This window comes from Pseudomonas sp. B13(2017), assembly GCF_002113245.1.
GTDB classification, from domain to species: Bacteria; Pseudomonadota; Gammaproteobacteria; order Pseudomonadales; family Pseudomonadaceae; genus Aquipseudomonas; species Aquipseudomonas putida_Z.
Genome location: NZ_NEJX01000003.1, coordinates 216,100 through 232,784, shown reverse-complemented (window position 1 = coordinate 232,784; position 16,685 = coordinate 216,100). Strand labels below are relative to the sequence as shown.

Genomic DNA, 16,685 nt, shown 5'->3' with positions numbered 1-16,685 from the left:
CTCCGGCCGCTGCCTTGCAGCGGCCTTTGCATTTTCAAGAATTCAAGAGTGGAGAGCCGAATGGTTCCCGTAATCGCCCTGGTGGGCCGCCCGAACGTCGGCAAATCCACCATGTTCAACCGCCTGACCAAGACCCGCGATGCCATCGTCGGTGACCTGTCGGGCCTGACCCGTGACCGCCAGTATGGTGATGCCAGCTGGCAGGGTCGCTCCTTCATCCTGATCGACACCGGCGGTATCACCGGTGACGAAGTGGGCATGGACGAGAAAATGGCCGAGCAGTCGCTCATGGCCATCGAAGAAGCCGACTATGTGCTGTTCCTGGTCGATGCCCGTGCCGGCATGACCGCTGCCGACCAGATGATCGCCGAGCACCTGCGCAAGCGGAACAAGGAAGCGATCCTGGTTGCCAACAAGATCGACAACATCGATGCCGATGTGGCACGCGCCGAGTTCTCGCCGCTGGGCATGGGCAACGCCATCCCGGTGGCCGGCTCCCAAGGCCGCGGCATCAATGCGCTGATGGAGGCCGTGCTCGGCCACCTGCCACGCGACCAGGTCGAGGAAGCGCTGGACGCCGAAGTCGCCGAAGGCGAGGAAGCGGTGCGCATCCCGGGCCCGAGCGAGAAGGATGGCATCAAGATCGCCATCATCGGCCGCCCCAACGTCGGCAAGTCGACCCTGGTCAACCGCATGCTCGGCGAAGAGCGCGTGGTGGTGTACGACCAGCCGGGCACCACCCGCGACAGTATCTACATCCCGTTCGAGCGCGATGACGAGAAGTACACCTTCATCGACACCGCCGGCGTGCGCAAGCGCGGCAAGATCCACGAGGAAGTCGAGAAGTTCTCGGTGGTGAAGACGCTGCAGGCGATCAAGGACGCCAACGTGGTGATCTTCGTCATGGACGCCCGCGAAGGCGTGGTTGACCACGACCTGAACCTGCTGGGCTTCGCCCTGGAAGCCGGCCGTGCCATCGTCATCGCCCTGAACAAGTGGGACGGCATGGAGCCGGGCGAGCGTGACTACGTGAAGACCGAGCTGGAGCGCCGGCTGTTCTTCGTCGATTTCGCCGATATTCACTTCATCTCCGCCCTGCACGGCACCGGCGTGGGCCACCTGTACAAGTCGGTGCAGGCCGCGTTCAAGTCGGCAGTAACCCGCTGGCCGACCAGCCGCCTGACGCAGATCCTCGAAGATGCCGTGAGCGAGCACCAGCCGCCGCTGGTCAACGGCCGCCGCATCAAGCTGCGCTATGCCCACCTTGGTGGTGCCAACCCGCCGCTGATCGTGATCCACGGCAACCAGACCGACAAGATTCCGAAGTCGTACTCGCGTTACCTGGAGAACACCTACCGCCGCGTACTGAAGCTGGTCGGTACGCCGATCCGCATCGAGTACAAGGGCGGTGAGAACCCGTACGAGGGCAAGAAGAACACCCTCACCGACCGCCAGGTCAACAAGAAGCGCCGCCTGATGTCGCACCACAAGAAGGCCGAGAAGAAGCGCCGCGACAAGCGCTGATTCCGCGTCAGCTTCTTCGCGGGCTTGCCCGCTCCCACAGGTCTCCACAGTTTTCGAATTCTGTGCAGTACCTGTGGGAGCGGGTTTACCCGCGAAGAGGCCCTTTGATCCAGCGCAAATCTCCCTATTGTTTCAACCTTTTTCCTGACCGCTCGATCCGCTATGCTCGGACTCCACCCCGTGCCGGATACACCCCAGGAAAGAGGGCTCCATGATCCGCAGCAAACTGCCGAATGTCGGCACGACCATCTTCACCACCATGTCCCAGCTCGCCGTGCAGACGGGCGCGCTCAACCTGTCGCAAGGCTTCCCCGACTTCAATGGCCCGCAGGCGCTGCTCGATGCTGTCGGCCGGCATGTGGCCGCCGGGCATAACCAGTATTCGCCGATGACCGGCTTGCCGGCCCTGCGCCAGCAGGTGGCGGCCAAGGTCGCGCGGCTGTATGGCGCGCAGGTGGATGCCGACCAGGAAGTGACCATCACCCCTGGCGCCACCGAGGCGATCTTCTGCGCCATCCAGGCAGTGGTGCATGCCGGTGACGAGGTAATCGTCTTCGACCCTTGCTACGACAGCTACGAGCCGTCCGTGGAACTGGCCGGTGGGCGCTGCGTGCATGTACAGCTGAGCGACGGCGATTTCCGCATCGACTGGCAGAAGTTCAGCGATGCCCTCAGCCCGCGCACGCGCATGGTGATCCTCAATTCACCGCACAACCCCAGCGGTGCGCTGATTACCCGGGAAGACCTCGACCATTTGGCCCGGCTTATCGCTGATCGCGATATCTACCTGGTCAGCGATGAAGTGTATGAACACCTGGTCTACGACGGCGTGCGCCATGCCAGCGTGTTGGCCCACGAGCAACTGTATCGACGCGCCTTCGTGGTCAGCTCGTTCGGCAAGACTTATCACGTCACCGGCTGGAAGACCGGCTATGTGATCGCCCCGCCGGCGCTGAGTGCCGAGCTGCGCAAGGTACACCAGTACGTCAACTTCTGCGGTGTGACCCCGCTGCAGTGCGCCCTGGCCGATTTCATGGCCGAGCACCCCGAGCATATCGATGAACTGCCGGCCTTCTACCAGGCCAAGCGAGACTTGTTCTGCGGCTTGCTGGAGGGCTCGCGGTTCCGTTTCACCCGCACGGCGGGTACCTATTTCCAGCTGGTGGACTATTCGCAGATCCGCCCGGACCTGAACGATGTCGACATGTCGCTGTGGCTGACCCGTGAGCACGGCGTGGCGACCATCCCGGTGTCGGTGTTCTACCAGCAACCCATCCCCGAGCAACGCCTGGTTCGCCTGTGCTTTGCCAAACGAGAGGAGACGCTGCGTCAGGCAGCGGAAAAACTATGCGCGATCTGAGTACACTGCCGAACCTGAAAGTCGCCCTGGTGCAGACCACCCTGGCCTGGCACGACCGCGAGGCCAACTATGCGCACTTCGAAGTGCTGCTGGAGCAGGTGGGTGAAGTGGACCTGGTGATCCTGCCGGAAATGTTCACTACCGGTTTTTCCATGCAATCGGAAAGCCTGTGCGAGCCGGAAAACGGCCCGACCTACAAATGGCTGAAGGCCCAGGCGAAGAAGTACAACACGGTGATTACCGGCAGCGTGATCATCCAGGCCGCCGATGGCAGCCACCGCAACCGCCTGCTGTGGGCCCGGCCGGATGGCGAGATCCTGCACTACGACAAGCGCCACCTGTTCCGAATGGCCGGTGAGCACAAGCATTACACCCCGGGCGAGCGCCAGGTGCAGTTCGAGCTCAAGGGCTGGCGGATTCGCCCGCTGATCTGTTACGACCTGCGCTTCCCGGTGTGGAGCCGCGATGCCCAGGACACCGACCTGTTGCTGTACACCGCCAACTGGCCGGCTGCGCGCCGCCAGCACTGGAACCGCCTGTTGCCGGCGCGGGGTATCGAGAACCTGTGCTATGTGGCGGCGGTGAACCGGGTGGGCACCGACGGCAAGGGCTTTGCCTATTCCGGCGACAGCCAGGTGCTGGACTTCCAGGGCGAGAGCCTGCTCAGTGCCGGGGAGGCCGACGGGGTGTTCACCGCGGTGTTGAGCGCGGCGGAGCTGGCGGCCTACCGGGCCAAGTTCCCGGCCAACCTGGATGCCGACACCTTCGAGCTGCACTAGGCCGGAACTGTATGGCTTGAATTGGCCTGTATGGTCTGAATTGGCCTTTATTGTGGGAGCGGCCTTGTGTCGCGAAAGGGCTGCGTAGCAGCCCCAGCAATTCATGCATCGCTGCCGATATCCTGGGGCCGCTGCGCGGCCCTTTCGCGACACAAGGCCGCTCCCACAAGGGCCGGTGCAGCTAGCTAGTACACATCCCGCCGATACCGCCCATCCTCGATCAGCTGCTGGACTACCGCTTCCCCAAGGATGCCGTTGAGCGCCGCATCCACTCCGGCAGCCATGCCTTGCAAGCTGCCGCAGACATACACACAGGCACCATCCGCGACCCAGCGCTTGAACTCTTCAGCCTGCTGCAGCAACACATCCTGCACATACACCTTGTCGGCCTGATCCCGCGAAAATGCGAGGTCCAGGCGTGCCAGGTCGCCTTTGTCCAGCCAGCCTTGCAGCTCGTTGCCGCACAGCAGGTCATGCGCCCGGTTACGCTCGCCGAACAGCAGCCAGTTGCGCTGCTCGCCAGCATTCACCCGCGCGCGGAGCAGGCTGCGCAGGCCGGCCAGGCCGGTGCCATTGCCGATCAATACCAGCGGTGCAGCCGTTTCCGGCAGGTGGAAGCTGCTGTTGCGCCGCAAACGCAGGCTCAACATACCCCCAAGCGGTAGGTATTCGGTCAGCCAGCCGGAACCCAGGCCCAGGTTGCCATCGGCATGGCGTTCCTGGCGCACGATCAGCTCCAGCACGCCATCGCTGGCGATCGAGGCAATCGAGTATTCGCGGCTGCCGATCGGCACCAGGGCGTCGACCAGCGCCTGTGGCTGCAAACCGACCAGGTGATCGCGACGGGTCGGCAACTGCCGGCCGGCCAGCGCCTGGGCGAGGGTTTCGTCCAGGCCATTCACTTGCACCTTGGCCCCGGCATCCAGCGCCATGCCATCGAGGAAGGCGTCGATCCTCGGCTGGCCGTTGAGCGGCAAGATCTCCACCAGGTCGCCGGCTTCCCAGCTGGCGGGCTGTTCCGGTCGCAGGTCCAGCAGGTACACCGGCTGGCCCTGGCTGCCCGGGTTGAGCAGTTCGCGGCGCACCAGCGACCAGTTGCCGAAACTCGGCGGCTGCCAGGCGGCCACTGGCTGGGCTCCGGTCAGTTGCGCCAGTTCCTGCTGCCACTGCTGCAGCGCGGCCTGGTCGGCGTTGTCCACTTCCACCGGGCTGAACGCACTGCTGGCACCGCGTTCACCCAGCCATGCCTGCAGGCGGCGGGCGAAGCCGCAGAAGTGCGGATACTGGCGGTCACCGAGGGCGAGCACGGCATAGCTGAGGTTGTTCAGCGCCCAAGGCTGGCCGAGCACCTTGCGCTCGAAGGCGCGGGCGCTGTCGGGGGCTTCGCCGTCACCGAAGGTGCTGACCACGAACAGTGCACGGCGGGCCTGGCGCAGGTCGCTTTCACCCAGTTCTGCCAGGGCGCGTACCTGCACTGGCAGGCCGGCGGCCTGAAGCTGCCCGGCGCTCTGCCAGGCCAGTTGTTCGGCAAGCCCGCTCTGGCTGGCAAAGCCGATCAGCCAGCTGTCGCCGCTGGCAGTGTTGCCGGTGACGTTGCCACGGGCGGCGCGTACCTGGCGCTTCTTGCGACGGCGGTCGAGGTACAGCAGCCAGCCGGTGACGAAGCACAGCGGCATGGTCAGGCTGGCGATGGTGACGATGATGCGCCCCGGCAGGCCGAAGTATTCGCCCACGTGCAGGGCGTAGACGCTCTGCAGCAACTGGGCCTTGAAGGACTTGTCGGTGTAGCGGTCATGCCTTTTCACCTGGCCGCTGGCCGGGTCCAGTACCAGGGTGTTGAAGGCACGTGGGTGGTCGGCGTTGTCCAGCAGGTAGAACAGGTTGGCCGGCTGGCCGCCTACCGGTGGCAGGCGCAGGTTGTACATGGCCAGGCCCGGGCCGGCAGCGTCCTTGAGGTTGGCCCAGATCGCGTCGTAGTCGACCACTAGCGGCGGGGCGTTCTTGTCGATTTTCTGCGGCCCGTGGCGGCCCCGGCCTTCGCCGCGCTTTTGCTGCTGGCCGGCGGCCGGCGCGTCGGCCAGCAGCTTGTTCAGGCCCTCGCGGTACCACTCGTAGGACCAGAACAGCCCGGTCAGGGCGAACAGCAGGTAGAACAGCAGGCACCAGGTGCCGGCCACCGCATGCAGGTCCCAGTTGAAGGCGCGGCCTTTCTTGGCCCAGTCGAAGGTCAGCCAGGTGCGCCAGTCCAGCGCCTTGCGCGGCCAGCGCAGGTACAGGCCGGAGAGGCAGAAGAACACCAGCATCAGGGTGCAGGCCCCGGTGATCTGCCGGCCGCTGTCGCCCATGGCCAGGAAGCGGTGCAGGTTGAGCATGAGGTTGAAGAAGCCTTGCCCGGCCACTTCTCCCTTGAGTTCGCCGGTGTACGGGTCGGCATAGCGCAGCTGGCCACGGCGCTCGCCTGGCGGTGGGGTGAAGAAGACGCGTGCGGCGTTGCCTTCGCGTACATCGACCCACAGCATCGCCACCTTGTCGTGCTGCTGGGCCTCGACCCGCTGGACCAGTTCGGCCGGGGGCAGCACGCCCTCCGGGCGCACCTGGACCTTCAGGACATCGGCATTCAGCGCGCGCAGCAGTTCTTCCTGAAACGAGTACAAGGCCCCGGTGATACCCATCAAGGCCAGCACCAGGCCAGCGGTGATGCCAAAGAACCAGTGCAATTGGAACAGCGTCTTCTTCACCACATGATCACCTTGTGTTTCTGCCGCACACTGCGCGGCGTGCATTATGCCTTGATACGCAAAAGCCCCGCTCACGGGAATGAACGGGGCGGGGGCTTCTTTTGATGGTCTCCTGTACTGGCCTCTTCGCGGGCTTGCCCGCTCCCACAGGAACTGCACAGCACTTGAACCCTGTGGAGTACCTGTGGGAGCGGGCAAGCCCGCGAAGAGGCCGTTACAGGAGCAGCCTATCCGAGCAGATCAACCCCATCCCGGCATCAGAAGTGGAAGCTGGTGGTCAACAGCGCAGTCCGCCCGGCGGCCTGGTTGGCATAGTGCCCACTGTAGGCCTTGTCGTAGTAGACCTCGTTGGTGAGGTTCTGCACGTTCAACTGCAGGTCGACGTGCTTGGTCAGCTTGTAGCTGGCCATGGCGTCGTAGCGCCAGTACGAGTCGACCATCACGCTGTTGGTGGTGTTGCCGAACACTTCATCGACGTAGAAGGCACCACCACCAATGGTCAGCTTCGGTGTGACGTTGTAGGTGGTCCACAGGGTCAGGCTGTTGTTCGGTGTGTTAGGCAGTTGGTTGCCATCGTTGTAACCATCGATGAACACCGTGCCGACCCGTTGCGCGCCGCCGTCGACGAGCTTGGCATCCAGGTAGGTGTAGCCGGCGAATACTTGCCAGGCGTCGGTCAGCTTGCCGCTGGCGCTGAGCTCCAGGCCATCGACACGGGTCTTGCCGATGTTCTGGTAGGTGTTGTTATCCACCAGCACACGAGCGTCTTCCTTCTCGGTGCGGAAAATGGCTGCGGTCAACGCCAGGCGTTCGTCGAGCAGATCCCACTTGGTACCGATTTCGTAGTTGGTGGTTTTTTCCGGTTTCAACTCGCTGGTGGTGGTGGCCGTGACCAGCGCGTTGCCGTCGGAACCTTCGCCGAGCGAGGCGCCAGGCGGGGTGGCGGAGGTGGCATAGGACACATAGATGCTGCCGTTCTCGGCAGGCTTCCAGGTCAGGCCCAGTTGGCCAGTGACGAACTCACTGGTGTCTTCGGTCTTGAAGCTGGTCGAACCGTTGGCCGCTTTGGTCTTGACCTTGGTGTCGAAGTGGTCGTAACGCAGGCCCATGGTCAGCAACCAGGCCGGGTCGAGCTCCAGCGTGTCGGTGAAGTAGATGGCGCGCGTGTTGCCAGAAGTATCGGCACCGGCTTCGGTGCGGCTGATGGTACCGTCCCACTCTTCATGCGGATTGGGGTTCGGGAACGAGGTACAGACACCGGAGATCTGACCTGTTGCGCTCGAGCAGCTGCCAGCGCCGAAACCGGTGACGTCATAACCCGATTTCACCGATGTTTCCCGGCTGAGTTCGATACCGGTGGAGAAGCTGTTCTTCATGCCACCAACGTAGAAATCGCCATACAGGTCGGTCTGGTTGGTGGTGGTGCGGGTGTTGGCGACACGGTTGTTCGGGCGACGCCAGACTTCACCGTTGAGGATGTTGCCCTTGCTGTCGTCTGGCTGGCTGTAGATGTAGTCCTGCAGCGTGTTGCCATGGCGCAAGGTGTTCTTGATGGTCAGCGAGTCGCTCAGGTCGTGCTCGATGCTGATGGTCGAGATATCTGCACGGCTCTTGGAGAAATCGCGACCGACCAGGCCGTAGTAGTTGCTGCTGCTGCCACCGCCGTGGGTCGGCTTGTCCGGGTTGGCCGAGGTGCGAGCGGCCGAGCTGCCGGAGCGCAGGCTGTAGGGAATACCCGAATCCGGCAGGTCGTCGCTTTCCACGTGGTAGTAGTCAAGGCTCACGCGGGTATCGGTGCCCAGACCGAACACCAGCGAAGGTGCCACGCCCCAGCGGTCGTAGTTGACCTCATCGCGGCCGGCGACGTTGCTTTTGTGGGTCATCAGGTTCAGGCGGCCAGCGACGCTGTCGCTGAACTGATAGTTGCCATCCAGGGTGTAGCGCTGGGTCTGATCGCTGCCCCAGGTCCAGGCGCCGTCGAGCGAGTTGCCCAGGTGCGCACGCTTGCTGACCATGTTGATGGTGCCACCGGCAGCGCCGCGACCAGCGATCGAGGAGTTCGGGCCCTTGGCCACTTCCACCGACTCGATGGCGAAGATTTCGCGGGTTTGCGAACCGGTATCGCGCACGCCGTCCAGGTACATCGAGCTCTGGCTGTCGAAGCCGCGAATGAATGGGCGATCGCCGGAGGGGTTGCCACCTTCGCCGGCACCCATGGTGATGCCCGGCACAGTGCGCAGTGCATCCTGCAGGGTCAGGGCGCTGGTGTCCTTGATCACTTGCTGCGGGATCACGGTGATCGAGCGCGGGGTATCTACCAGCGGCGCGGTGTACTTCTGCGAAGAGGCCTTGTCGACCTTGTAATCGGTGCTGGCCTGTTCAGCCTTGCCGTTGACGCTGGTGGCGTCGAGGGTGATAGCGCTGCTGGCGGCCGGGTCGGCGGCATAGGCTGACGAAGCGCTGAGGGCGACACCGATGGCAGACACGATCAGGCGTGGTGAACTCACTGCAGATGGTACGTACTGGCGCATTGCTAAGGACCTTCCCCAAGGTGTTAAGGCCGCGGATCTTAATGTAAGCAATTGTGACTCACAATTGAGAGTCGTTACCATTCGTGAAGAATTTACAATCTTTACAATTTGCCTTTACGGTTTCATCAAGCTGAAACGTCTTAAGCGGCGAATGGGGCTTGTGAAGCGCAAAATGGAATCAATATCATTGGCGCCTTTACATTTTCCAACGGTGCTGCCGCCATGCTGCTTCACATCCCCGGCCTGTTTCACGCTGATGAACTGGCCCGTATCCGCGAGGCGCTGGAGCAGGCCGACTGGGCCGACGGCAAGATCACGGCCGGCTACCAGTCGGCCAAGGCCAAGCACAACCTGCAGTTGCCGGAAGGTCACCCGCTGGCCAAGGAGATCGGCAGTGCGCTGATCGACCGCCTGTGGCAGACCCCGCGCTTCATGTCTGCAGCCTTGCCGCACAAGGTGTTCCCGCCGCTGATCAACTGCTACCGCGAAGGCGGCAATTTCGGCTTCCACATCGACAACGCCCTGCGCCAGCCCAAGGGCAGCCCGGAGCGGGTGCGCACCGACCTGTCTTCCACGCTGTTCCTCAGCGATCCGGACAGCTACGACGGCGGCGAGCTGGTGATCCAGGACACCTATGGCGTGCAGCAGGTCAAGCTGGCCGCCGGTGACCTGGTGCTGTACCCCGGCACCAGCCTGCACAAGGTCAACCCGGTTACCCGTGGCCAGCGTTACGCCGCGTTCTTCTGGACCCAGAGCCTGGTGCGCGAGGACAGCCAGCGGGCATTGCTGTTCGAGATGGACAATGCCATTCAGCAACTGACTGCCGATGTGCCGGAGCATCCATCACTGCTACAGCTGACCGGCACCTACCACAACCTGCTGCGCCGCTGGGCCGAGGTCTGAACCGTGTCCTATCAGTTGCGGCGTGAGGAAGTGGTGGATGTGGCCGGTTTGCAGGCCATGCTGGAAGAAAGCCCTGGCAAGGCCGCCCAGGCGATCCTGGCGGCGGCCGGGCAGGGCGCGGTGGAGGCACAGTTGCTGCTGGGGCAGATCCTGCTCGACGGGCGCGGCATTCAGGCGGATGCCGCCGTCGCCAGGCGCTGGTTCGGCATCGCCGCGCAGGGCGGCAGTGCCATGGCGCACAACATGCTGGGGCGTTGCCTGGAGCATGGCTGGGGCGGTGAGCCAAGCCAGGCACAGGCGGCCATCCACTATGCGCGTGCGGCAGATGCCGGGCTGGACTGGGGGCTGTACAACCTGGGCAACCTGCTGGCCACCGGGCGCGGCATACCGGCCAACCAGGCGCAGGCGCTGATGTGCTACGAGAAGGCCGCGCACATGGGGCATGCCAAGTCGATGAACCTGTACGGGCGTTACCTGGAGCAAGGCATCGCCACGGCGCCCAACCCTGCACGGGCGGTGCGCTGGTATCGGCGTTCGGCCGAGGCGGGGGACTTTCGAGGCATGTTCAGCCTGGGGCTGGTGCTGGTCGAGCGTGGGCAGGTGGCGGAAGCCGGGCCTTGGCTGGAACGGGCGCGGGTCGAGGGGAACATGAATTTCCTGCGCAGTGCGCTGGTGACCTTGCAGGGGGCGGGGCCGGTGTTGATGGCCTTTGCGGCGCGGTATGCCGAGGAGATCGAACGGCGAGGGAACTGAGGTTGCCTGTGCTGGCCCTATCGCCGGCAAGCCAGCTCCCACAGAGATATCACTGTCCTCCAGACCTGTGCTGTACCTGCAGGAGCTGGCTTGCCGGCTCTCACAGGGATATCACTGTCCTCCAGACCTGTGCTGTACCTGTAGTAGCTGGCTTGCCGGCTCTCACAGGGATATCACTGTCCTCCAGACCTGTGCTGTACCTGCAGGAGCTGGCTTGCCGGTTCCCACAGGGATATCAATGCCCTCCAGGCCTGTGCTGTACCTGTGGGAGCCGGCTTGCCGGCGATAGGGCCGGTACAGGAAAGCACAAATGAAAACGGGGCCTTTCGGCCCCGTTTCGCATTACAGGTAGTAAGCCTTCAGCGGCGGGAAGCCGTTGAATTCCACTGCGCTGTAGCTGGTGGTGTAGGCACCGGTCGACAACCAGTACAGGCGGTCGCCGATGGCCAGGTTCAGCGGCAGGCCGTACTTGTAGTTTTCGTACATGATGTCGGCGCTGTCGCAGGTCGGGCCGGCGATGACCACTTCTTCGGCCTCGCCTTTCTTCTCGGTCCAGATCGGGAACTTGATGGCTTCGTCCATGGTTTCGATCAGGCCGGAGAACTTGCCCACGTCGGTGTAGATCCAGCGCTCGACGGCGGTGCGCGACTTGCGTGCAACCAGGACCACTTCGCTGACCAGGATACCGGCGTTGGCAATCAGCGAACGGCCCGGCTCGAGGATGATTTCCGGCAGGTCGTCACCGAAGTCTTCCTTCAGGAAGCGGATGATCTCTTCGGCGTAGGTTTCCAGGCTGTTGGTCCGGGTGATGTAGTTGGCCGGGAAGCCGCCACCCATGTTGATCAGCTTGAGCTCGATGCCGTCTTCTTCCTTCAGGCGCTCGAAGATCACCTTGACCTTGGCGATGGCTGCGTCCCACACGCTGATGTCGCGCTGCTGCGAGCCGACATGGAAGGAAATGCCGTAAGGCACCAGGCCCAGGTCGCGGGCGAGGATCAGCAAGTCCATGGCCATGTCGGTCTGGCAGCCGAACTTGCGCGACAGCGGCCAGTCGGCAGTGGTCGAGCCTTCGGTGAGAATACGTACGTACACTTTCGAACCCGGTGCGGCCTTGGCGATGTTGCGCAGGTCGGCTTCCGAGTCGGTGGCATACAGGCGCACGCCCTTCTCGTAGAAGTAGCGGATGTCCTTGGACTTCTTGATGGTGTTGCCGTAGCTGATACGGTCGGCGCTGACGCCGCGGCCCAGCACCTTGTCCAGCTCGTAGATCGAGGCGATGTCGAAGCTCGAACCTTTCTCTTTGAGCAGGTCGATGATTTCCACGGCCGGGTTGGCCTTGACCGCGTAGTACACCTTGGCGAATTCGAAACCAGCACGCAGGTCGTCGTAGGCCTGGCTGATCATCTGGGTGTCGATGAGTACGAACGGGGTTTCCTGCTTGTCGGCGAACGCCTTCATTTTCTGGAAGGTGTCACGCGCGAAATAGTCTTCGACCTGGATCGACATGCTCAGGGACTCCATGGGCAAACTGAAAATTTAAGTGGCTGCAAACTGAACGTCCTCCGTATCCCCACTTTGGTTCGCCTACTCAGTACTTGAGCCGGATGGATCGTTTCCAGCATGGACGTTCGGCGCGCACTTTAGGGCGTGAAGAATGCAGAATCAACAGGCAATCCGGGCGTGATCGACGCGGATCGACGACCTGCCATTTGAATAACCGACCCATGTGACCGGCTGATGTTCCCCGGAGTGTTTCAAGCGTAAAAAATAGTGGAATGGAGCGCGTTGGCTCCTTCGCGGGCACGCCCGCTCCCACAGGCATCTCGCGGTTCCTGTGGGAGCGGGCGTGCCCGCGAAAGGGCCTCAGGTGTTCATATTTATGGCCACATTTCCCTGGCACCGCCGTGCATGAAAAAGACGATAAATTTTTTGTTACCGACTGGCGGAATTGCCGTGTTTGATGAGAAACATTACTATTCGCACCCTTGTCTGCCTCCCTGATGACCCCGACCGTGTCCGGACCCAAAGGCTTCCTCGACCACTACCATGAGCTGATCGGCACCTGGACGCGCAAGTTGCGCAGTCGACAGCAGGCCGAGGACCTCACCCACGATGCCTTTGTCCGGGTACTGGAAAACCCGCGCGAGCAGGTCGAGCAGCCACGCGCCTACCTGCACCAGACCGCACGCAATATTGCCGTGGATGGTTTCCGGCGCGAGGACCGCCGCCAGGCCCTGGAGCTGGAAGCCTTCGACGAAGGCGTGGCCGCCAGTGGCGACCCCGAGGCCTACGTGCATGCGCTGGAGCTGGCCGACAGTGTCGAGCGGGCGCTGGCCGAACTGCCGCTCAATTGCCGGCAGGTGTTCATCTGGCAGAAGCTCGAAGGCCTGACCCAGGCCGAGATCGCCGAGCGCATGGGGTTGAGCAAGAACATGGTCGAAAAGTATATGATCCGCACGCTCCGGCATCTGCGTGAGCACCTGGATGTGTCGGCATGATGAGTCAGGAGACCTTTTCGATGAAACAGCACGGTACCGATACCGTCCGCGAGCAGGCGGCCGCGTGGTTCGCCCGGGTGCAGGATGCGCCTCGCGATGCCGGGCTGCAGGCGCAGCTGCACGCCTGGCTGGAAGGCGATGCACGGCACCGTGATGAGTACCAGCAGCTCGCCCGCCTGTGGCAGGCCACCGATTTCATCCCGCGCCAGCGCCTGGAAGCGCTGTGCCAGCCGGCCCCGGTACGCCAGTTGCCACGTCGGCGCTTCGTGCGCCAGGCCTTGGCCGCCAGCGTGGCCGCACTGGCGTTGGGCCTGGGCTGGGGCGGCTGGCACTACCAGCAACTGAATCACCAGGGCAGCTTGCAGACTGCCTTCAACGAACGCCGCCAGGTCGAACTGCCGGATGGTTCGCACCTTGAACTCAACGGCAGCACGCAAGTGCAGGTCGCTTTCAGCGCCGGCCAGCGGCATGTCCGGCTGATGGCGGGTGAGGTGATGTTCACCGTCGCCCACGACAGTGACAGGCCGTTCGTGGTCGACACCGCCCAGGGCAGCGTGACTGTCACCGGTACCCGTTTCGACGTCCGCCTGGACCCGGCCAGCACCCGCGTGGCGGTGGAGCAGGGCTCGGTGCGTGTGCAGGGCAAGGGCGCCTCGCTGGCGCAGCTCACGGCGGGCCAGGGCTCGCATATAGATGCACAAGGCCAGGTGGCGGCGCCCTATGCGGTGAATACCGGCGCCCTGACTGCCTGGCGCCAAGGCAGGCTGGTGTTCGACAACGCCACCCTGGCCGAGGTGGTGGCCGAAGCCTCGCGTTACCGCAGCCAGCCGCTGCGGGTCGCCCCCGGCAAAGTCGCCCAGCTGCGGCTGTCCAGCACCTTCAGCAGCGACGACACCGACGCGCTGCTGCGTGCCTTGCCGAGCATCCTGCCGGTGGCCATCAAGGCCCATGAAGATGGCTCGCGCGAAATAATCGCGAAATAGATTCAGGTTTTTCTCCGCTCGTTCGTCTTCCCCGCCAGCTGCAACTGCCAAGCATTTCCATTTGCATGCGGTTGGCGTTTATTCCGTATTCCAGGAAGTTTTGACGACGTGAACAACAACAAGCCCTTCCCACGCTTCCGCGCCCTGGCGCTGGCCCTGGCGGTCAGCGCCGTGGCCGTCAACAGCCAGGCCGCAGAGGCCGGCAGCACCATCCAGATCCAGGCCCAACCCTTGGCTTCGGCGCTGAACCAGCTGGGCCAGCAGACCAACCTGCAGCTGTTCTTCAGCCCCGAGCTGGTGGCCGGCAAGCAGGCCCCGGCGGTGTCCGGCCAGCTGGCGCCCGAGCAGGCGCTGCAGCAGCTGCTGCAAGGCAGCGGCCTGACCTACGAGATGTCCCAGGGCACCGTGGTGGTCAAGCCGGCCCAGGCCGATGGCACCCTCACCACCGGCAGCCTGGAGCTGGCGCCCACCGACATCAAGGTGGTGGGTGACTGGCTGGGCGATGCCCAGCAGAGCGTGGTGCAGAACCACCCCGGCGCGCGCACCGTGGTACGCCGCGAGGCGATGGTGGAGAAGGGCGCAATGAACGTGCGCGACGTGCTGCGCGGCATCCCGGGCGTGCAGGTGCAGGACTCCAACGGCACCGGCGGCAGCGACCTGTCGCTGAACGTGGGTGTTCGCGGCCTGACTTCGCGCTTGTCGCCACGCTCCACGGTGCTGATCGACGGCATCCCGGCCGCCTTCGCGCCCTATGGCCAGCCGCAGCTGTCGATGGCGCCGATTTCCTCGGGCAACCTCGACAGCATCGACGTGGTGCGTGGCGCCGGTTCCGTGCGTTATGGCCCGCAGAACGTCGGTGGGGTGATCAACTTCGTTACCCGGGCGATCCCGGAGAAGGCCTCGGCCGAGCTGTCCACCACCCTGGAAACCTCCCAGCATGGCGGCTGGAAACACACCGAGTCGGCCTTCGTCGGCGGCACGGCGGACAACGGCATGGGCGTGGCGCTGCTGTACACCGGGGTGAATGGCAACGGCTACCGTGAAAGCAACAACGGCAACGACATTGACGACGTCATCCTCAAGACCCACTGGGCGCCGACCGACGTTGACGAGTTCTGGCTCAACTTCCACTACTACGACGGCCGCGCCGACATGCCCGGCGGCCTGACCCAGGCGCAATACGACAGCAACCCGTACCAGTCGCTGCGCGACTACGACTACTTCGCCGGCCGGCGCAAGGACGTGTCGTTCAAGTGGCAGCGGCAGCTCGACGACGCCACCCAGTTCGAAGTGCTGACCTACTACACCGACAGCTTCCGCGGCAGCGCCATTGCCTCGCGCGACATGAAGACCCTGTCGTCGTACCCGCGCAACTACCACACCTTTGCCATCGAACCGCGGCTGTCGCGGATCTTCTTCGCCGGCCCGACCACCCAGGAAGTCAGCGTGGGCTACCGCTACCTGAAGGAAGCGATGCGTGAGCAGTCGACCCGCCTGGCGCTGATCGACAACGTGCCGACGCCGACCCCGGGCTCCGACGGCCATGTGTTCCAGGACCGCAGCGGTGGTACCGAGGCCAGTGCCTACTACATCGACGACAAGATCGACGTGGGTAACTGGACCATCACCCCGGGTATCCGCTTCGAGCATATCAACACCGACTGGCGCGACCGCCCGGTGCTCGGTGCCAACGGCCAGCCGGTGCCGGAGAAGAAACGCAGCATCACCAGCAACGAGCCACTGCCGGCGCTGAGCGTGATGTACCACATCTCCGATGCGTGGAAGGTGTTCGCCAACTACGAGACCTCGTTCGGCAGCCTGCAGTACTTCCAGCTGGGCCAGGGGGGGGCTGGCAACAGCACGGCCAATGGCCTGGAGCCGGAAAAGGCCAAGACCTACGAAATCGGTACCCGCTATGACAATGGTGGCTTTGCCGGTGAGCTGACGGCGTTCTACATCGACTTCGATGACGAACTGCAGTACATCAGCAACGACGTGGGCTGGACCAACCTCGGCGCGACCAAGCACCAGGGTATCGAGGCCTCGGTGCGCTATGACCTGGACGGGCTGGACCCGCGCCTGGAAGGGCTGTCGGTGAGCGGTGGCTATACCTATACCCGCGCTACTTATGAAGGGGACATTCCTGGCTTCGAGGGCCGTGACCTGCCGTTCTATTCACGCCAGGTGGCCACTGCCGGGGTGCGTTACGCGGTCAATCACTGGACCTGGAACCTGGATGCCTACGCCCAATCCAAGCAGCGCGCGCCGGGTACCGGGATCAATGCCGATGGCAGCTTCAACGGCGACTACATCACCGAGCCGAGTGCGGATGGGCAGTTTGGCGATATCCCGGGTTACGTGACCTGGCATGCCCGTGGCGGGTATGAGTTCGGGCCCCAGATGTCCAACCTGAAGCTGGCGGCGGGGGTGAGGAACCTGTTCGACAAGCAGTACTTCACCCGCTCCAGCGACAACAATGCCGGCATCTATGTGGGTGAGCCGCGGACCTTCTATGTGCAGGCCAGTGTAGGGTTCTGAGCCGAAATCGTCGGGGCCGCTATGCGGCCCATCGCCGGCAAGCGCGGCTCCCACAGGTACAGCGCCACCCCGTAGGCT

General features: G+C 63.6%; 11 protein-coding genes. 8 read left to right on the top strand and 3 right to left on the bottom strand.

From position 1 onward, the window contains the following. The first annotated feature begins 60 nt into the window (after nt 1-60). The 3 genes from der (at nt 61) to CAG44_RS06265 (ending at nt 3,663) form a co-directional block, all read left to right on the top strand. On the top strand, nt 61-1,524 hold the full coding sequence (gene der, locus CAG44_RS06275; protein ID WP_025337780.1) for a ribosome biogenesis GTPase Der: 1,464 nt from the start codon (nt 61-63) through the stop codon (nt 1,522-1,524). 211 nt (nt 1,525-1,735) lie between these two features. After that, a complete protein-coding gene (locus CAG44_RS06270) occupies nt 1,736-2,884 on the top strand; it encodes a pyridoxal phosphate-dependent aminotransferase (RefSeq protein ID WP_085691772.1) in 1,149 nt (382 codons plus the stop codon). Then, nucleotides 2,872-3,663 (top strand): amidohydrolase, encoded by a 792-nt coding sequence (locus tag CAG44_RS06265; protein ID WP_015269022.1) that lies wholly within the window; start codon nt 2,872-2,874, stop codon nt 3,661-3,663. Before CAG44_RS06270 ends, CAG44_RS06265 begins: the two co-directional genes overlap by 13 nt. A 185-nt stretch (nt 3,664-3,848) precedes the next feature. Here the strand turns inward: CAG44_RS06265 and CAG44_RS06260 are convergent, their stop codons facing one another. After that, nucleotides 3,849-6,404 (bottom strand): sulfite reductase flavoprotein subunit alpha, encoded by a 2,556-nt coding sequence (locus CAG44_RS06260; RefSeq protein ID WP_085691771.1) that lies wholly within the window; start codon nt 6,402-6,404, stop codon nt 3,849-3,851. Nucleotides 6,405-6,658: 254 nt separating this feature from the next. Next, nucleotides 6,659-8,932, bottom strand: a complete 2,274-nt coding sequence (locus CAG44_RS06255) for a TonB-dependent siderophore receptor (RefSeq protein WP_025337784.1) — start codon at nt 8,930-8,932, stop codon at nt 6,659-6,661. Between the two features lie 222 nt (nt 8,933-9,154). On the opposite strand from CAG44_RS06255, the gene CAG44_RS06250 reads away from it, so the two are divergent. Continuing rightward, nucleotides 9,155-9,835 carry a Fe2+-dependent dioxygenase gene (locus CAG44_RS06250; RefSeq protein ID WP_085587454.1) on the top strand — a complete coding sequence of 227 codons (681 nt, stop codon included), beginning with the start codon at nt 9,155-9,157 and terminating at the stop codon, nt 9,833-9,835. A 3-nt stretch (nt 9,836-9,838) separates the two neighbouring features. Next, complete coding sequence (locus tag CAG44_RS06245) at nt 9,839-10,588, top strand: tetratricopeptide repeat protein (RefSeq protein WP_085587456.1); 750 nt, start codon at nt 9,839-9,841, stop codon at nt 10,586-10,588. Between the two features lie 342 nt (nt 10,589-10,930). Here CAG44_RS06245 and CAG44_RS06240 read toward each other — a convergent pair whose 3' ends face one another. Then, on the bottom strand, nt 10,931-12,094 hold the full coding sequence (locus tag CAG44_RS06240; protein ID WP_025337787.1) for a type III PLP-dependent enzyme: 1,164 nt from the start codon (nt 12,092-12,094) through the stop codon (nt 10,931-10,933). Between the two features lie 494 nt (nt 12,095-12,588). Between CAG44_RS06240 and CAG44_RS06235 the strand changes: the two genes are divergently transcribed. From CAG44_RS06235 to CAG44_RS06225, 3 genes are all read left to right on the top strand, one after another. Next, on the top strand, nt 12,589-13,086 hold the full coding sequence (locus CAG44_RS06235; protein ID WP_025337788.1) for a sigma-70 family RNA polymerase sigma factor: 498 nt from the start codon (nt 12,589-12,591) through the stop codon (nt 13,084-13,086). A 20-nt stretch (nt 13,087-13,106) separates the two neighbouring features. Next, nucleotides 13,107-14,069 carry a FecR family protein gene (locus CAG44_RS06230; protein ID WP_085691770.1) on the top strand — a complete coding sequence of 321 codons (963 nt, stop codon included), beginning with the start codon at nt 13,107-13,109 and terminating at the stop codon, nt 14,067-14,069. Nucleotides 14,070-14,177: 108 nt separating this feature from the next. Further along, nucleotides 14,178-16,607, top strand: coding sequence for a TonB-dependent receptor (locus CAG44_RS06225; RefSeq protein ID WP_085691769.1), 2,430 nt, complete (start codon nt 14,178-14,180; stop codon nt 16,605-16,607). Nucleotides 16,608-16,685: the final 78 nt, after the last annotated feature.

What these genes read in the sequence shown, in the direction of transcription:
- CAG44_RS06250 (WP_085587454.1), top strand. Translation starts at nt 9,155, where the DNA reads ATGCTGCTTCACATCCCCGGCCTGTTTCACGCTGATGAACTGGCCCGT.
- CAG44_RS06270 (WP_085691772.1), top strand. Translation starts at nt 1,736, where the DNA reads ATGATCCGCAGCAAACTGCCGAATGTCGGCACGACCATCTTCACCACC.
- CAG44_RS06235 (WP_025337788.1), top strand. Translation starts at nt 12,589, where the DNA reads ATGACCCCGACCGTGTCCGGACCCAAAGGCTTCCTCGACCACTACCAT.
- CAG44_RS06240 (WP_025337787.1), bottom strand. Translation starts at nt 12,094, where the DNA reads ATGTCGATCCAGGTCGAAGACTATTTCGCGCGTGACACCTTCCAGAAA.
- CAG44_RS06230 (WP_085691770.1), top strand. Translation starts at nt 13,107, where the DNA reads ATGAAACAGCACGGTACCGATACCGTCCGCGAGCAGGCGGCCGCGTGG.
- der (WP_025337780.1), top strand. Translation starts at nt 61, where the DNA reads ATGGTTCCCGTAATCGCCCTGGTGGGCCGCCCGAACGTCGGCAAATCC.
- CAG44_RS06265 (WP_015269022.1), top strand. Translation starts at nt 2,872, where the DNA reads ATGCGCGATCTGAGTACACTGCCGAACCTGAAAGTCGCCCTGGTGCAG.
- CAG44_RS06255 (WP_025337784.1), bottom strand. Translation starts at nt 8,932, where the DNA reads ATGCGCCAGTACGTACCATCTGCAGTGAGTTCACCACGCCTGATCGTG.